This window comes from Uliginosibacterium sediminicola (genome assembly GCF_039631295.1).
In the GTDB taxonomy this organism is placed as follows: domain Bacteria; phylum Pseudomonadota; class Gammaproteobacteria; order Burkholderiales; family Rhodocyclaceae; genus Viridibacterium; species Viridibacterium sediminicola.
Genome location: NZ_JBDIVE010000018.1, coordinates 1 through 16,034, shown reverse-complemented (window position 1 = coordinate 16,034; position 16,034 = coordinate 1). Strand labels below are relative to the sequence as shown.

15 protein-coding genes are annotated in these 16,034 nt (G+C 62.9%); 10 read left to right on the top strand and 5 right to left on the bottom strand.

Going from position 1 to position 16,034, the window contains the following annotated elements; translation table 11 throughout:
* The first annotated feature begins 20 nt into the window (after positions 1–20).
* Entirely contained in the window at positions 21–761 is a 741-nt protein-coding gene (locus tag ABDB84_RS19570; RefSeq protein ID WP_345921471.1) for a flagellar motor protein, read from the top strand.
* Positions 762–776: 15 nt separating this feature from the next.
* On the opposite strand, the gene ABDB84_RS19565 is transcribed toward ABDB84_RS19570, so the two are convergent.
* The 4 genes from ABDB84_RS19565 to ABDB84_RS19550 form a co-directional block, all read right to left on the bottom strand.
* Positions 777–1,994, bottom strand: coding sequence for an ABC transporter permease (locus ABDB84_RS19565; RefSeq protein WP_345921470.1), 1,218 nt, complete (start codon positions 1,992–1,994; stop codon positions 777–779).
* Between the two features lie 214 nt (positions 1,995–2,208).
* Complete coding sequence (locus ABDB84_RS19560) at positions 2,209–2,910, bottom strand: ABC transporter ATP-binding protein (RefSeq protein ID WP_345921469.1); 702 nt, start codon at positions 2,908–2,910, stop codon at positions 2,209–2,211.
* A complete protein-coding gene (locus ABDB84_RS19555) occupies positions 2,907–4,205 on the bottom strand; it encodes an efflux RND transporter periplasmic adaptor subunit (RefSeq protein WP_345921468.1) in 1,299 nt (432 codons plus the stop codon). The genes ABDB84_RS19560 and ABDB84_RS19555 overlap by 4 nt, the downstream gene beginning before the upstream one ends.
* Positions 4,202–5,683 (bottom strand): efflux transporter outer membrane subunit, encoded by a 1,482-nt coding sequence (locus ABDB84_RS19550; RefSeq protein WP_345921467.1) that lies wholly within the window; start codon positions 5,681–5,683, stop codon positions 4,202–4,204. Before ABDB84_RS19550 ends, ABDB84_RS19555 begins: the two co-directional genes overlap by 4 nt.
* A gap of 165 nt (positions 5,684–5,848) precedes the next feature.
* Between ABDB84_RS19550 and pyrG the strand changes: the two genes are divergently transcribed.
* The 9 genes from pyrG (at position 5,849) to ABDB84_RS19505 (ending at position 15,089) form a co-directional block, all read left to right on the top strand.
* Entirely contained in the window at positions 5,849–7,495 is a 1,647-nt protein-coding gene (pyrG, locus tag ABDB84_RS19545; RefSeq protein WP_345921466.1) for a CTP synthase, read from the top strand.
* Positions 7,496–7,506: 11 nt separating this feature from the next.
* Entirely contained in the window at positions 7,507–8,352 is an 846-nt protein-coding gene (gene kdsA / locus ABDB84_RS19540) for a 3-deoxy-8-phosphooctulonate synthase (RefSeq protein WP_345921465.1), read from the top strand.
* Between the two features lie 2 nt (positions 8,353–8,354).
* The gene (locus tag ABDB84_RS19535; protein ID WP_345921464.1) at positions 8,355–8,654 is read left to right on the top strand and encodes a Dabb family protein; all 300 of its coding nucleotides are present in this window, start codon (positions 8,355–8,357) and stop codon (positions 8,652–8,654) included.
* A gap of 131 nt (positions 8,655–8,785) precedes the next feature.
* Positions 8,786–10,075 carry a phosphopyruvate hydratase gene (gene eno, locus ABDB84_RS19530; protein WP_345921463.1) on the top strand — a complete coding sequence of 430 codons (1,290 nt, stop codon included), beginning with the start codon at positions 8,786–8,788 and terminating at the stop codon, positions 10,073–10,075.
* Positions 10,076–10,171: 96 nt separating this feature from the next.
* Entirely contained in the window at positions 10,172–12,064 is a 1,893-nt protein-coding gene (locus ABDB84_RS19525; protein ID WP_345921462.1) for a hypothetical protein, read from the top strand.
* A gap of 20 nt (positions 12,065–12,084) precedes the next feature.
* Positions 12,085–12,408, top strand: coding sequence for a cell division protein FtsB (gene ftsB / locus ABDB84_RS19520; protein ID WP_345921461.1), 324 nt, complete (start codon positions 12,085–12,087; stop codon positions 12,406–12,408).
* On the top strand, positions 12,405–12,845 hold the full coding sequence (locus tag ABDB84_RS19515) for a GNAT family N-acetyltransferase (protein ID WP_345921460.1): 441 nt from the start codon (positions 12,405–12,407) through the stop codon (positions 12,843–12,845). The genes ftsB and ABDB84_RS19515 overlap by 4 nt, the downstream gene beginning before the upstream one ends.
* 482 nt (positions 12,846–13,327) lie before the next feature.
* Positions 13,328–14,374 (top strand): pseudaminic acid synthase, encoded by a 1,047-nt coding sequence (gene pseI, locus ABDB84_RS19510; RefSeq protein WP_345921459.1) that lies wholly within the window; start codon positions 13,328–13,330, stop codon positions 14,372–14,374.
* Between the two features lie 178 nt (positions 14,375–14,552).
* A complete protein-coding gene (locus tag ABDB84_RS19505) occupies positions 14,553–15,089 on the top strand; it encodes a DUF2062 domain-containing protein (RefSeq protein ID WP_345921458.1) in 537 nt (178 codons plus the stop codon).
* Between the two features lie 71 nt (positions 15,090–15,160).
* On the opposite strand, the gene ABDB84_RS19500 is transcribed toward ABDB84_RS19505, so the two are convergent.
* Positions 15,161–15,955 carry a LeoA/HP0731 family dynamin-like GTPase gene (locus ABDB84_RS19500; protein WP_345921457.1) on the bottom strand — a complete coding sequence of 265 codons (795 nt, stop codon included), beginning with the start codon at positions 15,953–15,955 and terminating at the stop codon, positions 15,161–15,163.
* Between the last annotated feature and the right edge of the window lie 79 nt (positions 15,956–16,034).

Genomic DNA, 16,034 nt, shown 5'->3' with positions numbered 1-16,034 from the left:
ATCACGGGGAGCGCGTCGCGATGGATCTGATCAGCATCGCCGGTCTGCTGCTTGGCATCAGCGTGATCATCGCGGGCCAGCTGCTCGAAGGTGGCCACCTGCAATCGCTGGTGCAGCCGACGGCCCTGATGATTGTGCTCGGCGGCACGGTCGGCGCCGTCATGCTGCAAAGCCCTTTGCACGTTTTTCTGCGCGGTTTGCGCATGGCCGGCTGGGTGCTCAAACCGCCAGCTTCACCGATGCGCGAGCAGATCGAACAGATTGTCGCCTGGGCCGCGATTGCGCGCCGCGAGGGCCTGCTCTCGCTCGAAGACAAGATCCAGAACCTGCCCGATCCCTTCATGCGCAAGGCCGGTCAGCTGCTGGTCGACGGCGTTGAGCCGCAGCACATCCGCGAAGTCATGGAAATCGACATCGGCACCTGGGAGGCGCAGCAGAAGCAAGCCGCCAAGATCTGGGAAGCCGCTGGCGGCTATTCGCCCACCATCGGCATTCTCGGCGCGGTGATGGGCCTCATCCACGTGATGGAAAACCTCTCCGACCCCGGCAAGCTGGGCGCCGGCATCGCGGTGGCCTTTGTCGCCACGATCTATGGCGTCGGCTTGGCCAATCTGGTGTTCCTGCCGATGGCCAAGAAGCTGCAGGCGAATATCGCCCGCCTGGTCGCGGCGCGTGAAATGGCGCTCGACGGCGTCATCGCCATCGCTCACGGCGAGAATCCGCGCATCATCGAGAGCCGGCTACAGGCGTATTTGAGCTGAGCCGGCAGCCTGCGCTCATTCGTGGCGCAGCGCTTCGATGGGGTCCAGCTGCGCCGCCCGCCGCGCCGGCATATAACCAAACAGCACGCCAATCGCCGCCGAGAACAGGAAGGCCAGCAGATTGATCTGCGGGTCGAACTGGAAGGGCAGCTTCATCAGGTTCGACAAGCTGATCGAGGCAGCCAGCGCCAGCGCGATCCCGATCAGGCCACCGAGCGCGGATAGCGCAATCGCCTCGACCAGGAACTGCAGCAAGACCTCGCGTGCCAGCGCGCCAATCGCCAGGCGGGTGCCGATCTCGCGGGTGCGCTCGGTGACCGAGACGAGCATGATGTTCATGATGCCGATGCCGCCGACCAGCATGCTCACCGCCGCCACGGCGCCGAGCAGGGTGGTGAGGATGCGGGTGGTGCCGGAGAGCGTCTGCGCGATCTGCTTGGTATCGACGATCTGGAAGTTGTCGAGCTGCCCGCTCTGGATATTGCGCCGCTGGCGCATCAGCGCGGTGATGTCGGCACTCACTTCGTCGGTGTCGTAGCCGTCCTTGGCCGACAGGTAGATGGTCGGGATCTCCTGCGCGCTGGAGGCGCCCCAGATTCGCCGCAGCATGGTCTTCAGCGGCACCAGGATCACATCGTCCTGATCATTGCCGAAACCGCCCTGACCCTTGGACTTGAGCGTGCCGACCACCTCGCAGGTGACTGAGCGGAAACGCATTTTCTGGCCGATCGGATCATGGCCAGCGAACAGCTTGTTGCGGATGGTGTCGCCGATGATGCAGGCGGCGCGCCCGCTTTCCTGCTCCGACTCGCTGAACATGCGGCCTTCGGCGATCTCCCAGTTGGTCACCGAGAAGTAGTCATTGGTCACGCCGGTGGCCTGGGTCGACCAGTTTTGCTGCAGGAACACCGCGCTGCCAAAGCGTTGCGCGCTGGGCGCCACGGCGCGCACGCCGACGATTTCGCGCTCGATGGCCTCGGCATCGGTCAGCTTGAAATCCGGCGGATTACTGCCGCCGGTGCCCGCCGAAAAGCCGCGCCCGGGGCGCAGGATCAGCAGATTGCTGCCCAAGCTCTGCACCTGTGCCTGGATCGAACGCGTCGCGCCATGGCCCAGGGTGACCATGGTAATCACCGCCGCCACGCCGATCACGATGCCCAGGGTGGTCAGGAAGGCACGCATCAGGTTGCGGCGGATTTCGCGCAGTGCGAGGAGCAGGGCGTTCCAGATCATGGGTGTTGTGGCGACGTGATATTGCAGCGTTTTGAATGGCGGCTTTTTGACGCGAAGGGCGCGAAGGGCGCAGAGAACAGCGAAGGAATGCTTTGCTTGTGAAGAGCGCTATCCATAAAGCATGCGATGTGCGCTGTTCCGGACCTGAAAGATCTGTGTTTCCTTCGCGAGCCTTGACTTTTCTCCGCGCCCTCGGCGTCAAATGTACAGGCGCTCAAGTTTGTGCTCCCGCTTCAGTTGGCACATCCGACGCGACATGCCCATCGACAAAGCGCACCACACGCCGCGCGTAGGCGGCCATGTCCGGCTCGTGGGTGACCATCAGGATGGTGATGCCGCGCTCGCGATTGAGCGCGTCGAGCAGCGCCATGATCTCTGCGCTGCGTGCGGAATCGAGATTGCCGGTCGGCTCGTCGGCGAGCAGCACGGCGGGCTCGGTGGCGATGGCGCGGGCGATGGCCACGCGCTGCTGCTGTCCGCCGGATAGCTCGGCCGGGCTGTGCCGGGCCCAGTCGGCGAGGCCGACCGATTCGAGCGCGGCATGCGCCTTGCGGCGGCGCTCGGCCGGGCTGACGCCACGGTAGAGCAGGGGCAGTTCGACATTCTCCAGCGCACTGGTGCGCGAGAGCAGGTTGAAGCCCTGGAAAACGAAGCCCAGATAATGCCGGCGCAGCAGCGCGCGCTGGTCACGGCTGAGGCTTTGCACTTCCGCGTCCTGAAAGACATAGCGGCCGCTGCTGGGCGAATCGAGGCAGCCGAGGATGTTCATCGCCGTCGATTTTCCCGAGCCGCTGGGGCCCATCACGGCGACGAATTCGCCCGCCGCGATGCTCAGGCTGACGCCGCGCAAGGCCTGCACGGCAGCGCTGCCCTGGCCGTAGGTCTTGGTGACCTCGATGAACTGCAGCAGGCTCATGGCTTGGGTGCTTCGACGCGGGTGATCACGCTGAGGCCTTCGTGCACGCCAGCGCCGCTCACTTCGGTATTGCGCCCATCGGAGAGGCCGAGGGTGACGATCAGCGGTTCCGGGCGGCCATTCTTGAGCAGCCACACGCGGCCTTGCGCGCCATTGGCCTTGCGGCCGACCTGGGTCACTTCTTTCGGGCGATTGCCGCGCAGATTGGGCGGTGCCGGGAACAGGCTGGAGAGCACGCCACCGCCGCCGCCCGCCGGCGCCGGATCGCTCGGCGGTGTGAAGCGCAGCGCGGCATTCGGCACCATCAGCACGTTCTTGCGTTCAGCCACCTGAAGTTCGGCGGTGGCGGTCATGCCGGGGCGCAGGCTCAGATCGTCGTTCTTCACCTGCAGGATGGTTTCGTAGCTGACCACGTTGTCGACGGTTTTGGCGCCGTAACGGATCTGCCGCACGCGGGCATTGAATTTCTTGCCCGGCCAGGCATCGACGGTGAAGCTTGCCTGCATGCCTTCGCGCAGCTGGCCGACATCGGCCTCGGCGACGGCGATGTTGAGATCCATCTGCGCGAGATCCTGGGCAATGGTGAACAGCACCGGCGCCGACAGCGAGGCGGCCACGGTCTGCCCCGGGTCCACGCTGCGGATGAGTACCGTGCCATCGATCGGCGAGCGCAGGGTGGCCTTGGTCAGATCCGATTCATTGACCGCCAGGGCCGCGCGCAACTGCGCCACGGTGGCTTCGGCCGCGGCCAGGGCGGCCTGCAGGTTGCGCAGCTTGATGCGTGCATCGTCCAGCTCGCTGCCGGCAGGCAGCTGGCCGCCCGAGAGCTGGGCCAGCTTTTCGAGGCGGGCGAGGGCGACGCTGGTGGCCTCGACATCGGCCCGCGCCTGTTCCACCTTGGCCTGCGCCGATTGCATATTGGCGCGGGTTTGCGCGGCCTGGCCTTCGAGCTTGACGGTGTTCAGCACGGCCAGCGCTTGTCCCTGTTTGACGCGGCTGTTGAAGTCGACCAGCACTTGCGCCACGGTGCCCGAGAGTTCGGAGCTGACATCGACCTTGGTACGCGCCTGCAAGGTGCCGGTGGCGGTGACGGTCGAGGCCAGGTCGCCGCGGCTGATCTCGGCGCTGCGATAGCGCGAAGGCGGCGCAGCCGGGCGCTGCCACAGCAGCCAGGCTCCCAGTGCGCCGAGCAGCACCACGGCGATCAGCGCAGGGCGGCGCCAGCGGCGGCGGGGCGGCGTGCTGTGGAGGATGCTGTGGATGTCCGGGTTCTTGTTGCGCATGGTTTCGCTCATGGCTGGGCTGTTGCAGGTGTCGGGGGCGTGCCGGGCTCGCTTTGCCAGCCGCCGCCGAGCGCTTTGTAGAGTTGTACGACGTTGAGCAGCTGCTCGCCGCGCGCGCTGGCCAGCGCATCGTCCTGGCTCAGCTGGGTGCGCTGGGTGTCGAGCACGCTCAGCAGATCGATGCTGCCGGCCTGGTAGCGGATCAGCGCCAGCCGTGCCGCTTCGCCAGCACTGCCGGCGGCGCCCTGCAGATAGCGCAGGCGTTGCTGGCCCAGACGCCAGGCGCTGAGCGCTTTCTCGACATCGGCGAGGGCTTGCAGCACGCTGCTGCGGTAGGTTTGCAGGGCTTCATCACGCAGCGCCGTCTGGATGTCCACCGTGCGGCGGAGGCGGCCGGCGTCCAGCAGCGGCGCGCCGAGGCTGCCGAGCACGCTGTTGCTGAGCGTGTCGGCGCGCAGCAGGCCGGCCGGCGTCAGCGCCTCGATGCCGATCTGGCCAGACAGTTTGAAGGCCGGATAGCGCGCCGCTTCGGCCACGCCGATCTGCGCCGTCTGCGCGGCGAGGCGCCGTTCGGCGGCGCGCACATCGGGGCGCTGGCGCAAGGTATCGGCGGGAATGCCGGCTGCCAGCTGAGCCGGCGTGTCCGGCAGGGCGGCAGGCGTGTCCGGCAGGGCGGCAGGCGTTTCGGGCAGCAGGGCATCGAGCGCTTGCACGTCACGGCCGAGCAAGACGGCCAGCGCCAGGCGCAGCGCTTCGATGTTTTGCTGCAGCAGCGGGATGCTGGCGCGGACTTGTTCAAGACTGCTCTGCGCCTGATTGACTTCCAGCGGTGTGACCAGGCGTGCTTCGTGCCGCCAGCGGGTCAGCTGCAGGGTCTTTTCGCGGCTTTCCAGGCTGGCGCGGGCGACCGCCAGACGGGTTTGGTTGCTGCGCAGACTGAAGTAGTTGCTGGCGATCTCGGCGACCAGGCTGACCCGCGTGGCGTCCAGATCGGCCTGGCTGGCGGCCAGGTTGGCTTCCGCCGCTTCCAGCGCACGGCGCTGGCCGCCGAACAGATCAATCTCCCAGCTGGCGTCGAGGCTGGCGTTAAAACTATGCGTGCTGCCGCTGGAGAGTTCGCCATGGCTGCCCTGGCGCGCCGCGCTGAGTCCGCCGTCGAGCTGCGGCAGATCTTGCACCGCCTGCAGGCCGCGTCGCGCGCGGGCTTGGCGCAGGCGGGCCTGGGCGCTGAGCAGGCCGGGGTTGTCGGCCAGCGCGGTATCGATCAGGGTGTTCAGGCGGGCATCGCCAAACTGCTGCCACCAGCGGCCCAGCGCGGCCGGCGCCGCCGGGCGGCCGGCTTCACCAGCATTGCGCCAGTGGGCGGCAAGCGCCTGATCCGGCGCGCGGTAGTCCGGCCCGACACTGCTGCAGCCCGCCAGCAGCAGAGCCCAGGCGAGGGTGGAGGCAGATAGCGTATTGAAGGTCTGGGCCATGAGCCAGGGTTTCATATGCAATGGTCGCGAAGTATGCCGTTGTTCCATCGGCATTGTGTGCATTGCGGACGAGAAAATCGTCTGCTCTGCGCAGGCTTTGCGGCGGGGTCCGGATGTGTCCGGATTTGAGCGCGGGGCACGACCTGCGTTATCATTCGAATTTCCCGCAGCCGTAATCCAATGACCAAGTATGTCTTTGTCACCGGCGGCGTGGTGTCCTCACTAGGCAAGGGCATCGCAGCTGCTTCACTCGGGGCCATTCTGGAATCCCGTGGTATCCGCGTCACCCATCTCAAGCTTGACCCCTACATCAACGTCGACCCTGGCACGATGAGTCCGTTCCAGCACGGCGAAGTCTTCGTGACCGATGACGGCGCCGAGACCGACCTCGACCTGGGCCACTATGAGCGCTTTACCAGCGCCAAGATGTCCAAGCGCAATAACTTCACGACCGGCCAGATCTACGACACGGTGATCCGCAAGGAACGCCGTGGCGAATACCTCGGCAAGACCGTGCAGGTGATCCCGCACATCACTGACGAGATCAAGGCTTCGATCAAGCGCGGTGGCGAAGGCGCCGACGTGGCGATTGTCGAAGTCGGCGGTACGGTCGGCGACATCGAGTCGCTGCCCTTCCTCGAAGCGATCCGCCAGATGCGCATCGAAGAAGGCATCAACAACACCTGTTACATCCACCTCACCCTGTTGCCCTACATCGCGACCGCCGGCGAGCTGAAGACCAAGCCGACCCAGCACTCGGTCAAGGATCTGCGCGAGATCGGCATCCAGCCCGATGTGCTGCTGTGCCGTTGCGACCGCCCGATTCCGGTCGAAGAGCGCCGCAAGATCGCGCTGTTCTGCAATGTGATGCCCGAAGCGGTGATCGAGGTGCAGGACGCTGACACCATCTACAAGATCCCGGCCATGCTGCACGAGCAGATGCTCGACGAGATCGTCTGTCACAAGCTGGCGATCCTCGCCAAGGCCGCTGATCTGGAGATCTGGGACAAGCTGGTGTTCGCCCTCGAAAACCCGCAGCACCAGCTCGACATCGCCTTCGTCGGCAAGTACGTCGACCTCACCGAGTCCTACAAGTCGCTGATCGAGGCGATCAAGCACGCCGGCCTGCACACGCAGAGCGAGGTGAAGATCCACTACCTCGATTCGGAAGACATCGAAAAGAGCGGCTGTGCAGCGCTCAAGAACATGGATGCGATCCTCGTGCCGGGCGGCTTCGGCAAGCGCGGCACCGAGGGCAAGATCGCGGCGATCCGCTATGCACGCGAGAACAAGGTGCCGTATCTGGGCATCTGTCTGGGCATGCAGCTGGCGACCATCGAGTTCGCGCGTCACGTCGCCGGCCTCGAAGGCGCCAACAGCACCGAGTTCGAGCCGGATTCGCCGCATCCCGTGGTGGCGCTGATCACCGAATGGCTGGACCGCGAAGGCCGCGTCGAAAAGCGTTCTGAGGACTCCAATCTCGGCGGCACCATGCGCCTGGGCGCACAAACCTGTCCGATCAAGCCGGGCACCCTGGCGGCGAGCATCTACGGCGCACGCGTCAGCGAGCGCCATCGTCACCGCTACGAGGTGAACAACGTCTATGTGCCGCGTCTTGAAGAAGCAGGCTTGATCATCTCGGCCCGCACGCCGACCGAGAACCTGCCCGAGATGATGGAATTGCCGCAGGAAGGGCCGAACGCCCACCCCTGGTTCGTGGGCGTGCAGTTCCACCCGGAGTTCACCTCCAATCCGCGCCAAGGCCATCCGCTGTTCATCGCCTACGTCAAGGCCGCACTGGCACAGCGCCAGCTGCTCCAGAAATAAGGAAAGCTCGCATGAAACTATGTGGATTCGATGTCGGCCTCGACCAGCCGTTTTTCCTGATCGCCGGCCCCTGCGTGATCGAGTCGCGCGAGATGGCGCTGGAAACTTCGCAGGAGCTCAAGGAGATGACCGCTGCACTGGGCATCCCTTTTATTTATAAATCCTCGTTTGACAAGGCCAATCGCAGCTCGGTTAAGAGCTATCGCGGTCCAGGGCGCGATAACGGTTTGGCAATCTTGCAAGAAGTGCGTGAGAAGATCGGCGTGCCGGTACTCACCGACGTGCACAGCGAAGAAGACATTGCTGACGCAGCCTCAGTTGTTGATGTGATTCAGACGCCGGCTTTTCTGTGTCGTCAGACCGATTTCATTCATGCCGCGGCGTCTTGCGGCAAGCCGGTGAATATCAAGAAGGGCCAGTTCCTGGCACCGGGCGACATGAAGCAGGTGGTGCTCAAGGCCAAGGAAGCCAATGGCGGCGCTGACACCATCATGGTCTGCGAACGCGGCGTGTCTTTCGGCTACAACAACCTGGTGTCGGACATGCGCAGCCTCGCCATCATGCGCGAGACGGGCTGTCCGGTGGTCTTCGATGCTACCCACTCCGTGCAGTTACCGGGCGGGCAGGGTGAGACAAGCGGTGGATTGCGTGAGTTCGTTCCTGTTTTGGCACGCGCAGCTGTTGCCGCCGGTGTGGCGGGAGTGTTCATGGAGACTCATCCGAATCCCGCTGTTGCATTGTGTGATGGCCCGAACGCCTGGCCGCTGCCGAAGATGCGCGAGCTGCTGGTGACCCTCAAGGCCATCGATGCCGCCGTCAAGGCCCACGGCTTTGCCGAGACCGGTCTGGCTGGCTGAGCATGATTGCGCATCTGGTCTTGTTCCGCTTCAAGCCGGGCATTGCGCCGGACAGCGAAGCGGCGCACGCCCTGCATGCGCAAATGCTGGCCTTGCCGGCGCAGATCAGCGAGATCCGCGACTGGCGTTGTGGCTTCAACACCACGCCCGACGCGGATGCCGAGGATTACGCGCTGTACGCTACCTTCGAGACACGCGATGCCCTGCATCGCTATTTCGAACACCCGGCGCACCTGCGCCTGGTCGAGTCGATCAGCCCCTTGGTCGACTTGAAGTTTGTGGATATAGGGTCTGTTGATTAATTGTCAGCAGACCTTAGGGCTTGACCAGCGTCACCCGCGGGTCATCAAGTACGCATTAGAATACTGGGGTTTGTGCTTAGGCGAGTGCCTGAGCGACAACGTTGAACAGCTAATTCAGAAGAGGAAAACAGATGAGTGCAATTGTTGATGTGATCGCCCGCGAGATCCTGGACTCCCGTGGTAACCCGACCGTCGAGGCCGATGTGCTGCTGGAATCCGGCGTCATGGGCCGCGCTGCAGTGCCGTCCGGTGCCTCGACCGGCACGCGTGAGGCGATCGAACTGCGCGATGGCGATGCCAAGCGCTACCTCGGCAAGGGCGTGCTCAAGGCCGTCGAAAACGTCAACACCGAAATCTGTGAATCGCTGATCGGTCTGGACGCTGAAGAACAAGCCTTCATCGACAAGACCATGATCGAGCTGGACGGCACCGAGAACAAGGGCCGCCTGGGCGCCAATGCGCTGCTGGCCGTGTCGATGGCGACCGCCCGCGCAGCCGCTGAAGAAGCCGGCCTGCCGCTGTATCGCTACTTCGGTGGTTCGGGCCAGATGACGCTGCCGGTGCCGATGATGAACGTCATCAACGGTGGCGCACACGCCAACAACAGCCTGGACTTCCAGGAATGCATGATTCTGCCGGTGGGCGTGAAGAGCTTCCGCGAAGCCCTGCGCTGCGGCGCCGAGATCTTCCACAACCTCAAGAAGATCGTCGACAAGAAGGGTTACCCGACGACCGTCGGTGACGAAGGCGGCTTCGCACCTAACGTCTCCGGCGCGACCGAAGCGCTGGACCTGATCATGGAAGCCATTGCCAAGGCTGGCTACGAAGCCGGCAAGGATGTCGTGCTCGGTCTGGACTGCGCTGCGTCCGAATACTTCAAGGACGGCAAGTACGAAATGCACGGCGAAAAGCTGTCGCTGACGCCGGAACAGAAGGTCGACTTCCTGGCCACGCTGGCTGACAAGTACCCGATCATCTCGATCGAAGACGGCATGGCCGAACAAGACTGGGACGGCTGGAAGCTCCTGACCGACCGCCTGGGCAAGAAGATCCAGCTGGTCGGTGACGATCTCTTCGTGACCAACACCAAGATCCTGCAAGAAGGCATCGACAAGGGCATCTGCAACTCGATCCTGATCAAGGTGAATCAGATCGGCACGCTGACCGAAACCTTTGCCGCCGTCGAAATGGCCAAGCGCGCTGGTTACACCGCTGTCATCTCGCACCGTTCGGGCGAAACCGAAGACAGCACCATCGCCGACATCGCCGTCGGTCTGTCGGCCGGTCAGATCAAGACTGGTTCGCTGTCGCGTTCGGACCGTGTGGCCAAGTACAACCAGATCCTGCGTATCGAAGAAGACCTCGGCGATACCGCGATCTACCCGGGCCGCGCTGCGTTCTACAATCTGCGCCTGAAGTAAGCTGCAAGAAGAAGCCGCATGCCCTGCAGGGCATGCGCGGCCTGGATGTGCGGGTGAATGTGCGAGCATTCCCCGCATTTTTATTGGGAGAGCGCATTGCGAGTGCGTTTTTTGCAGCGTGCCTGGCTCGGGCGCGCTGTCCTGCATGGTCTGTTTGCGCTGTTGCTCAGCGCCTGTGTCAGCGAACCGATCTCGGTACAGCCTGCCGATGATCCATCCAGTGCCCTGATCCGCGAAAAATGGTTGCCGCGCACGCAGGATGCCTTGCAGCGCTTTGATCAGCGCATGCGCGAAGCGCTGTCCGTGACGCCGCCACACAGGCTGCGCGTGGTGCTGGTGGCATCCGAGAAGCAATACAGCGAACTGCGCAAGGATCTGCCACAGGCTTACGTGGCCGATATGGATACCGATGTCGAGTCGGATCTGTATGAGCGCAGCGTGGTCAACGCGGTGCATGCCGCCGCCTGGCAGTTCTTCAGCAGCTATGCCGTCGATCCCGAGGTGCCGGCCTGGCTCAAGGATGGCCTGGCCTGGCAGCAAGCCTATGCGGTGATGGATGCATTGCAGAGCGATGCGCTCAGCAGTCACGATCTGCTGGGTATTGATCGCTACGCCATCCGCAATAATCGCTACACCCTGACGTACGCCGATGTGCTGGCAGACGGCCGCTTCGTTCGCCAGGAAAAAGGCTTCGAGTACTTCTCGACCTTGCTGGTCAGGCTGCTGCAGGAACAGCTTGGCAGTCGTTTCGATCAAGCCTGGCCTGTGTATATGCGCGCTTCGAAGCAGCCGGGCTTCAAGCATGAGCAGGCTTTCGAGCAGGCGTTTGGTCTGCGCAGCGCACAGTTTGCAGCGCTGGCGCGTGATCATTTCGCCACCTTGAGGACGATGAAGTTCGAGCATGCAGCACCCTTGCCGCCGCTCAGTACCACCCGCAGTGCCGACGCGGTCGAATTCCTGCCCGAGCGCACATCCACACGTGAGGCCTACGCGCGCTACCTCAAGTTGCCGACGCCGCGCGCCTTTGCCCTGTCGCGGCGCGGCGCCTGGGTGTATTTCGCCGACAACCCCGATGCCGTGCGCCGTGCGATGCAGGACTGCATCAGCATCGACAAGGTGAGCTGCCGCCTGTTTTCAGTCGACGACTACATGGTGGCCGACGAGCAGCGCAGCTATGAACCCGAGTTCGTGCTTGAAACCGGCGCGGAGGAGGCCTGGCAGGCGCAGCTCGCTACGCGCTGGATGCCGGCCATCAAGAGTAGTGTTGGCAGCCTGCGCGAAGTTTTGCGGGCGCGCATGGGGGTCGATTTCCAGGCGCCGATGCGTATCCACGTGGCCGGCACCCGTGATGCCTACGCCCGCGTCCTGCGTGAGAACATCCGCCAGGAGGCAGCGCAGGCCAACAGCACTGCCGAGCATTCAGCCGGGCTGTCCAACCAGAATGGCCAGATGGTCTTGTCGATGTTGCAGACCGATCACGAGGAATACCTCTGGGAACGCGCCGTGACGGTCACCACGCATGAACTGGTGCATGAGATCCAGGGGCAGCAGAAGGGAGTGGCTGAAGGCTTCCGTACCCGCCGCTGGCTTGATGAAGGAACGGCCGACCAGATCTCCAATCTGGCCACGCGGGCCATGCCGCTGGGCGATGCGGCGCGCTATGAAATCGAAGATTGGCGCGAGTCCTGCATCGTCTGGTATCGCCTGCACGGCGTGCGCACTACACGGCCCGAAGATGTCTGGAACGTCAGTTACGAGCAGTGGCTCAAGCTCATCGCCGACAACAAGGGGCCGTACGAGATGTCCGGCTTGTTGGTCATGCATCTGGAGTCCTTGCTGGGAGACAAGTACTATCCGTCACTGCTGAAATACTGGCGACTGTCGGGCAAGAAAGGACAGGTCGAGACGAACGCTTTCAAGGAGAGCTTCGGCCTCTCTCCCGACGAGTTCCTCGCCAGCAGCAAACGCTGGCTCGCCAGTCTGAACTGATCCCTGTACGCGGAGAAACAATGCGCTGGCCCATCATCATCCTGACCGCCCTGTTATTGCTGCTGCAGTACCCGCTGTGGTTCGGCAAGGGGGGCTGGTGGCATGTGCAGGACGAGAAGGCGCAGCTCGATTCCCTGCGCGAAGCCAACCAGAAGCTCGAACAGCGCAATGCCAATGCCGCCGCCGAGGTGAAAGACCTCAAGGCCGGCTTTGATGCCATCGAGGAACGCGCGCGTTTCGAGCTTGGCTTCATCAAGCCCGGCGAAGTGTTTGTGCAGACGGCGGACAGCCCGCCGATCAATCCGCCGGCCCCACCTTCGAAGAAGAAATACACCCCACCATGATCCTGCGCCCCGCCAGTCTTGAAGATGCCGCCGTGCTGCTCGCCTGGCGCAATGATGCGGAGACCCGCGCAGCCTCGTTCAGTCCCGATCCGGTCAGCCACACCGCGCACCTCGCCTGGCTCAAGGCCAGCCTCGGCAATCCGCAGCGCCGTCTGTGGCTGGCCGTGGAGGAGGGCGAGGTTGGGGGCGAGGTAGTGGGCACCGTGCGCGCCGACCGCGCCGGCGAAGGCTGGCTGCTCTCCTGGACCATTGCGCCGGAGCATCGCGGCAAGGGCTGCGGCAAGCGCATGCTCGCGGCGGCCCTGGCCGATCTGCAAGGGCCGTTTCTGGCGCGCATCAAGCCGGGCAATGTGGCTTCGATCCGCATCGCCGAGTCTCTCGGCTTCATGCGTGTCGGGGAAGTCAGCGATGAGGCTTTGAGCTTCCTGCGCGCCTGAGCACAGGAGCAGGGGCCGCATCTTTGACGCAGAGGGCGCGAAGAGAGGCGGAGGTTCGCAGAGGTTTCTCTTCTGGAGCGGATTTCTTTATGAACTCCTTTGTGAACCTTGTTTTGCTTCGCGTCCTTCGCGTCAAAAATCAGCTTCTGAGAGCTTGTCGATGCGCGTGAGTTGCGTGGGTGCGTGTATTTTCGCTCGTGGATGAATTCAGGCGCGGTCTCCTTGACGCAGAGGGCGCGAAGAAAGGCGGAGGTTCGCAGAGGTTTCTCTTCTTGAGCGGATTCCTTTATGAATTCCTTTGTGAACCTTGTTTTGCTTCGCGTCCTTCGCGTCAAAAATCAGCCTTCGCCATCTTGGCAATGGCTGAGATGCAGCACGTGAATTACCCTTCAAAAGCCTTGCAACTCCTCGCTCCGCAAGCGGCATTGCCGGCTTAGTCTTGCAGCATGCCGCCCGTGTGCGGTGCTTTTGCGAGACTCAAGATGATCGAGATCGGAGGCCGCGCTGTCGGCCTGGACGCGACGCCGTTTTTCATCGCCGAGATGAGCGGCAACCACAATGCCTCGCTGGACCGCGCGCTGGCCATCGTCGATGCGATTGCCGACACCGGCGCACACGCGCTCAAGCTGCAGACCTACACCGCCGACACCATGACCCTGGACATCCGTGAGGGCGACTTCCTCATCGACGATGCCAAGAGTCTGTGGAACGGCCGCACGCTCTACGACCTCTACGAAGAGGCGCACACGCCCTGGGAATGGCACGCGCCGATCTTCGAGCGCGCAAAACAACGCGGCATGCTCGCCTTCTCGACGCCTTTCGACGCCAGCGCTGTCGACTTCCTCGCTGATCTGGACGTGCCTTGCTACAAGATCGCCAGCTTCGAGAACACCGACCTGCCGCTGATCCGCAAAGCCGCCTCCAAGGGCAAGCCGCTGATCATCTCCACCGGCATGGCCTCGCTCGCTGAAATCGGCGAGACGGTGGCCGCCGCACGCGAGGCCGGCTGCGAGCAGATCGTGCTGCTCAAATGCACCAGCGCTTATCCGGCTTCACCCGCCGAGATCAACCTCAAGAGCATTCCCCATCTGCGCGAAGCCTTCGGTGTCGAAGTCGGCCTCTCTGACCACACCCTGGGCATCGGCGTGTCTGTCGCAGCGGTGGCGCTGGGTGCGACGGTGATCGAAAAACATGTCACCCTGCGCCGCGCCGATGGCGGCGTGGACAGCGCTTTCTCGCTGGAGCCCGACGAAGTGCGCATGCTGATCCGCGAGACCGCAGTCGCGCGCCAGGCCATCGGTGGCGTCAGCTACGGCAAGGGCCTCACCGAAGAAGGCTCGGCGCGCTTCCGCCGCTCGCTCTACGTGGTCAAGGACATCGCTGCGGGCGAGGTTTTCAGCGCCGACAACATCCGCGCCATCCGCCCCGGCTTCGGCCTTTCGCCCAAACACATCGAGCAGATCAGCGGCCGCCGCGCCGCCCGCGCTATCAAGCGCGGCACGCCGGTGAGCTGGGATTTGCTGGTGTGAGGGGGGAGGAGAAACGTCGCCGGGAGGCAGCGCAGCGGAGTCCGGGAGAGTTGTTAAGCCTCAAAAGCCCCGGATTCCGGCCTCGCCGGTATCCGGGCGAGCTGCGACAAGTTTGACGCCGCAGGGAAACATCAGACGAAGACCGCGGTCATACCCGTTCAAACCCATTCGTCAGAGCATGCAAAAATTCTTCCGTCGCTACCTGCCCGACCCCCACGCACTGCGCGAGCACCGTCTGCTGCGCTTCCTTGGTTCCAGCGTCCTGGCCGATCCCTTGTGGCACATCAACCGTCGCTCGGTGGCGACGGGCGTTGCCATCGGCATGTTCTGCGGCCTCATTCCCGGCCCGCTGCAGATGTTCGGTTCCGCGCTGGCCTGCGTGCTGCTGCGCGGCAACCTGCCGCTGGCCCTCGTCGCCACCTTCTACACCAATCCCCTCACCATCGTGCCGCTCTACCTCCTGGCATTCGGCATCGGGCGTTTCATCACTGGCAGCGACGCTGCCTTCCTCATGCCACCCGAGCGTGGCGAGAGCGCCTGGGTGGATTGGGGCCAAGCCCTGTTCGACTGGTTCGCCCATCTCGGCCAACCCCTGCTGGTCGGCCTGCCCGTCCTCGCCCTCAGCCTGGCCCTGATCAGCTGGCTGCTCATTACAGCGCTCTGGCGCTGGCACATCTGGCACAAATGGCGGGCGCGACGGCGGTGCAGAAGTTAGCTTGTCGCATTGCAGCGCGTGTAGCGTTGGTAAGCGTCCGGCGCCCTACAATATTTCTGAGTGGATCCCAGTTAGGCCAAAGCCTCAAGCTGAGCTGCGATTTTGGCTCCAGACTCTTTCCAACTCCTAAATTTCTGAAGAAGAGATGAGCTTGCTTGGAGTTGCGAGTCGATGCCGCTGACAGTTTGCTGGAGTGCTTTAAAGTTGCTGCAGCAGTTCTCTATGAACTCACCGCTGTTCAGCGCATTAAGCATTTCCAGGCGCTGTTCCTCGAAGTTTCTGATGAGCTGTGCGATGCCCCTCCGGAATTCTTCCTCGCGTTTTGCTTGTTGGTAGCTATCCCATATTTCCAGTGCTACGCCTAGAACTGCCAGTGCACTTGTGAGTCCTTGGGCTAGATTCATTGCGCCATATGGCTTGAACTTTAAATACTTTGCCAAATCCAAACCGATCATTTTGGTCGCAGCCACCACTCCATCCCGTGCAGCTAGAACAGAGTTATTGGTGATGATATTGTTTTTGACGACGAAATCGAGCCCTTGTTTCCCAAGGGCCCCAATAGCGGTATTGAACATACTTACGTCGGCGTTGATGCTTGTGATTGATCTGCTTGCCTCAAGCTCTATAGGCCCCAAGCGCTTTTCAAATGCGGCTTGTAGGTTGGTCTGGAGAACTACGCCGTCTTGACCGATTTCACTCTCAAAGAATGAATCGAAGGTTTTCAGACCGCATGATTTTGCTTGCAGGATGATGTCGGCAAAGTGGTTGGCGACAAACTCGGCAAGGGAAGAGCGTGAAGATATTATGCGTTGCTTCATCTCCTCCAGCTTCTCGTGGTTGCGTTTGTTTAGTTCCCGGAGGCGCAACTCTTAGTCTCAAGTTTCAAGTGCAACACTTGGAGTGAGCTAAGGTGTTGCGATGGGCAAACGTTACAGTCATCTGAGT

Bases quoted from the DNA above. Each gene is read 5' to 3' on its own strand.
- ABDB84_RS19570 (WP_345921471.1), top strand. From the start codon at position 21: ATGGATCTGATCAGCATCGCCGGTCTGCTGCTTGGCATCAGCGTGATC.
- ABDB84_RS19515 (WP_345921460.1), top strand. From the start codon at position 12,405: ATGATCCTGCGCCCCGCCAGTCTTGAAGATGCCGCCGTGCTGCTCGCC.
- ABDB84_RS19565 (WP_345921470.1), bottom strand. From the start codon at position 1,994: ATGATCTGGAACGCCCTGCTCCTCGCACTGCGCGAAATCCGCCGCAAC.
- ABDB84_RS19560 (WP_345921469.1), bottom strand. From the start codon at position 2,910: ATGAGCCTGCTGCAGTTCATCGAGGTCACCAAGACCTACGGCCAGGGC.
- pseI (WP_345921459.1), top strand. From the start codon at position 13,328: ATGATCGAGATCGGAGGCCGCGCTGTCGGCCTGGACGCGACGCCGTTT.
- ftsB (WP_345921461.1), top strand. From the start codon at position 12,085: ATGCGCTGGCCCATCATCATCCTGACCGCCCTGTTATTGCTGCTGCAG.
- pyrG (WP_345921466.1), top strand. From the start codon at position 5,849: ATGACCAAGTATGTCTTTGTCACCGGCGGCGTGGTGTCCTCACTAGGC.
- ABDB84_RS19550 (WP_345921467.1), bottom strand. From the start codon at position 5,683: ATGAAACCCTGGCTCATGGCCCAGACCTTCAATACGCTATCTGCCTCC.
- ABDB84_RS19555 (WP_345921468.1), bottom strand. From the start codon at position 4,205: ATGAGCGAAACCATGCGCAACAAGAACCCGGACATCCACAGCATCCTC.
- kdsA (WP_345921465.1), top strand. From the start codon at position 7,507: ATGAAACTATGTGGATTCGATGTCGGCCTCGACCAGCCGTTTTTCCTG.
- ABDB84_RS19505 (WP_345921458.1), top strand. From the start codon at position 14,553: ATGCAAAAATTCTTCCGTCGCTACCTGCCCGACCCCCACGCACTGCGC.
- eno (WP_345921463.1), top strand. From the start codon at position 8,786: ATGAGTGCAATTGTTGATGTGATCGCCCGCGAGATCCTGGACTCCCGT.
- ABDB84_RS19535 (WP_345921464.1), top strand. From the start codon at position 8,355: ATGATTGCGCATCTGGTCTTGTTCCGCTTCAAGCCGGGCATTGCGCCG.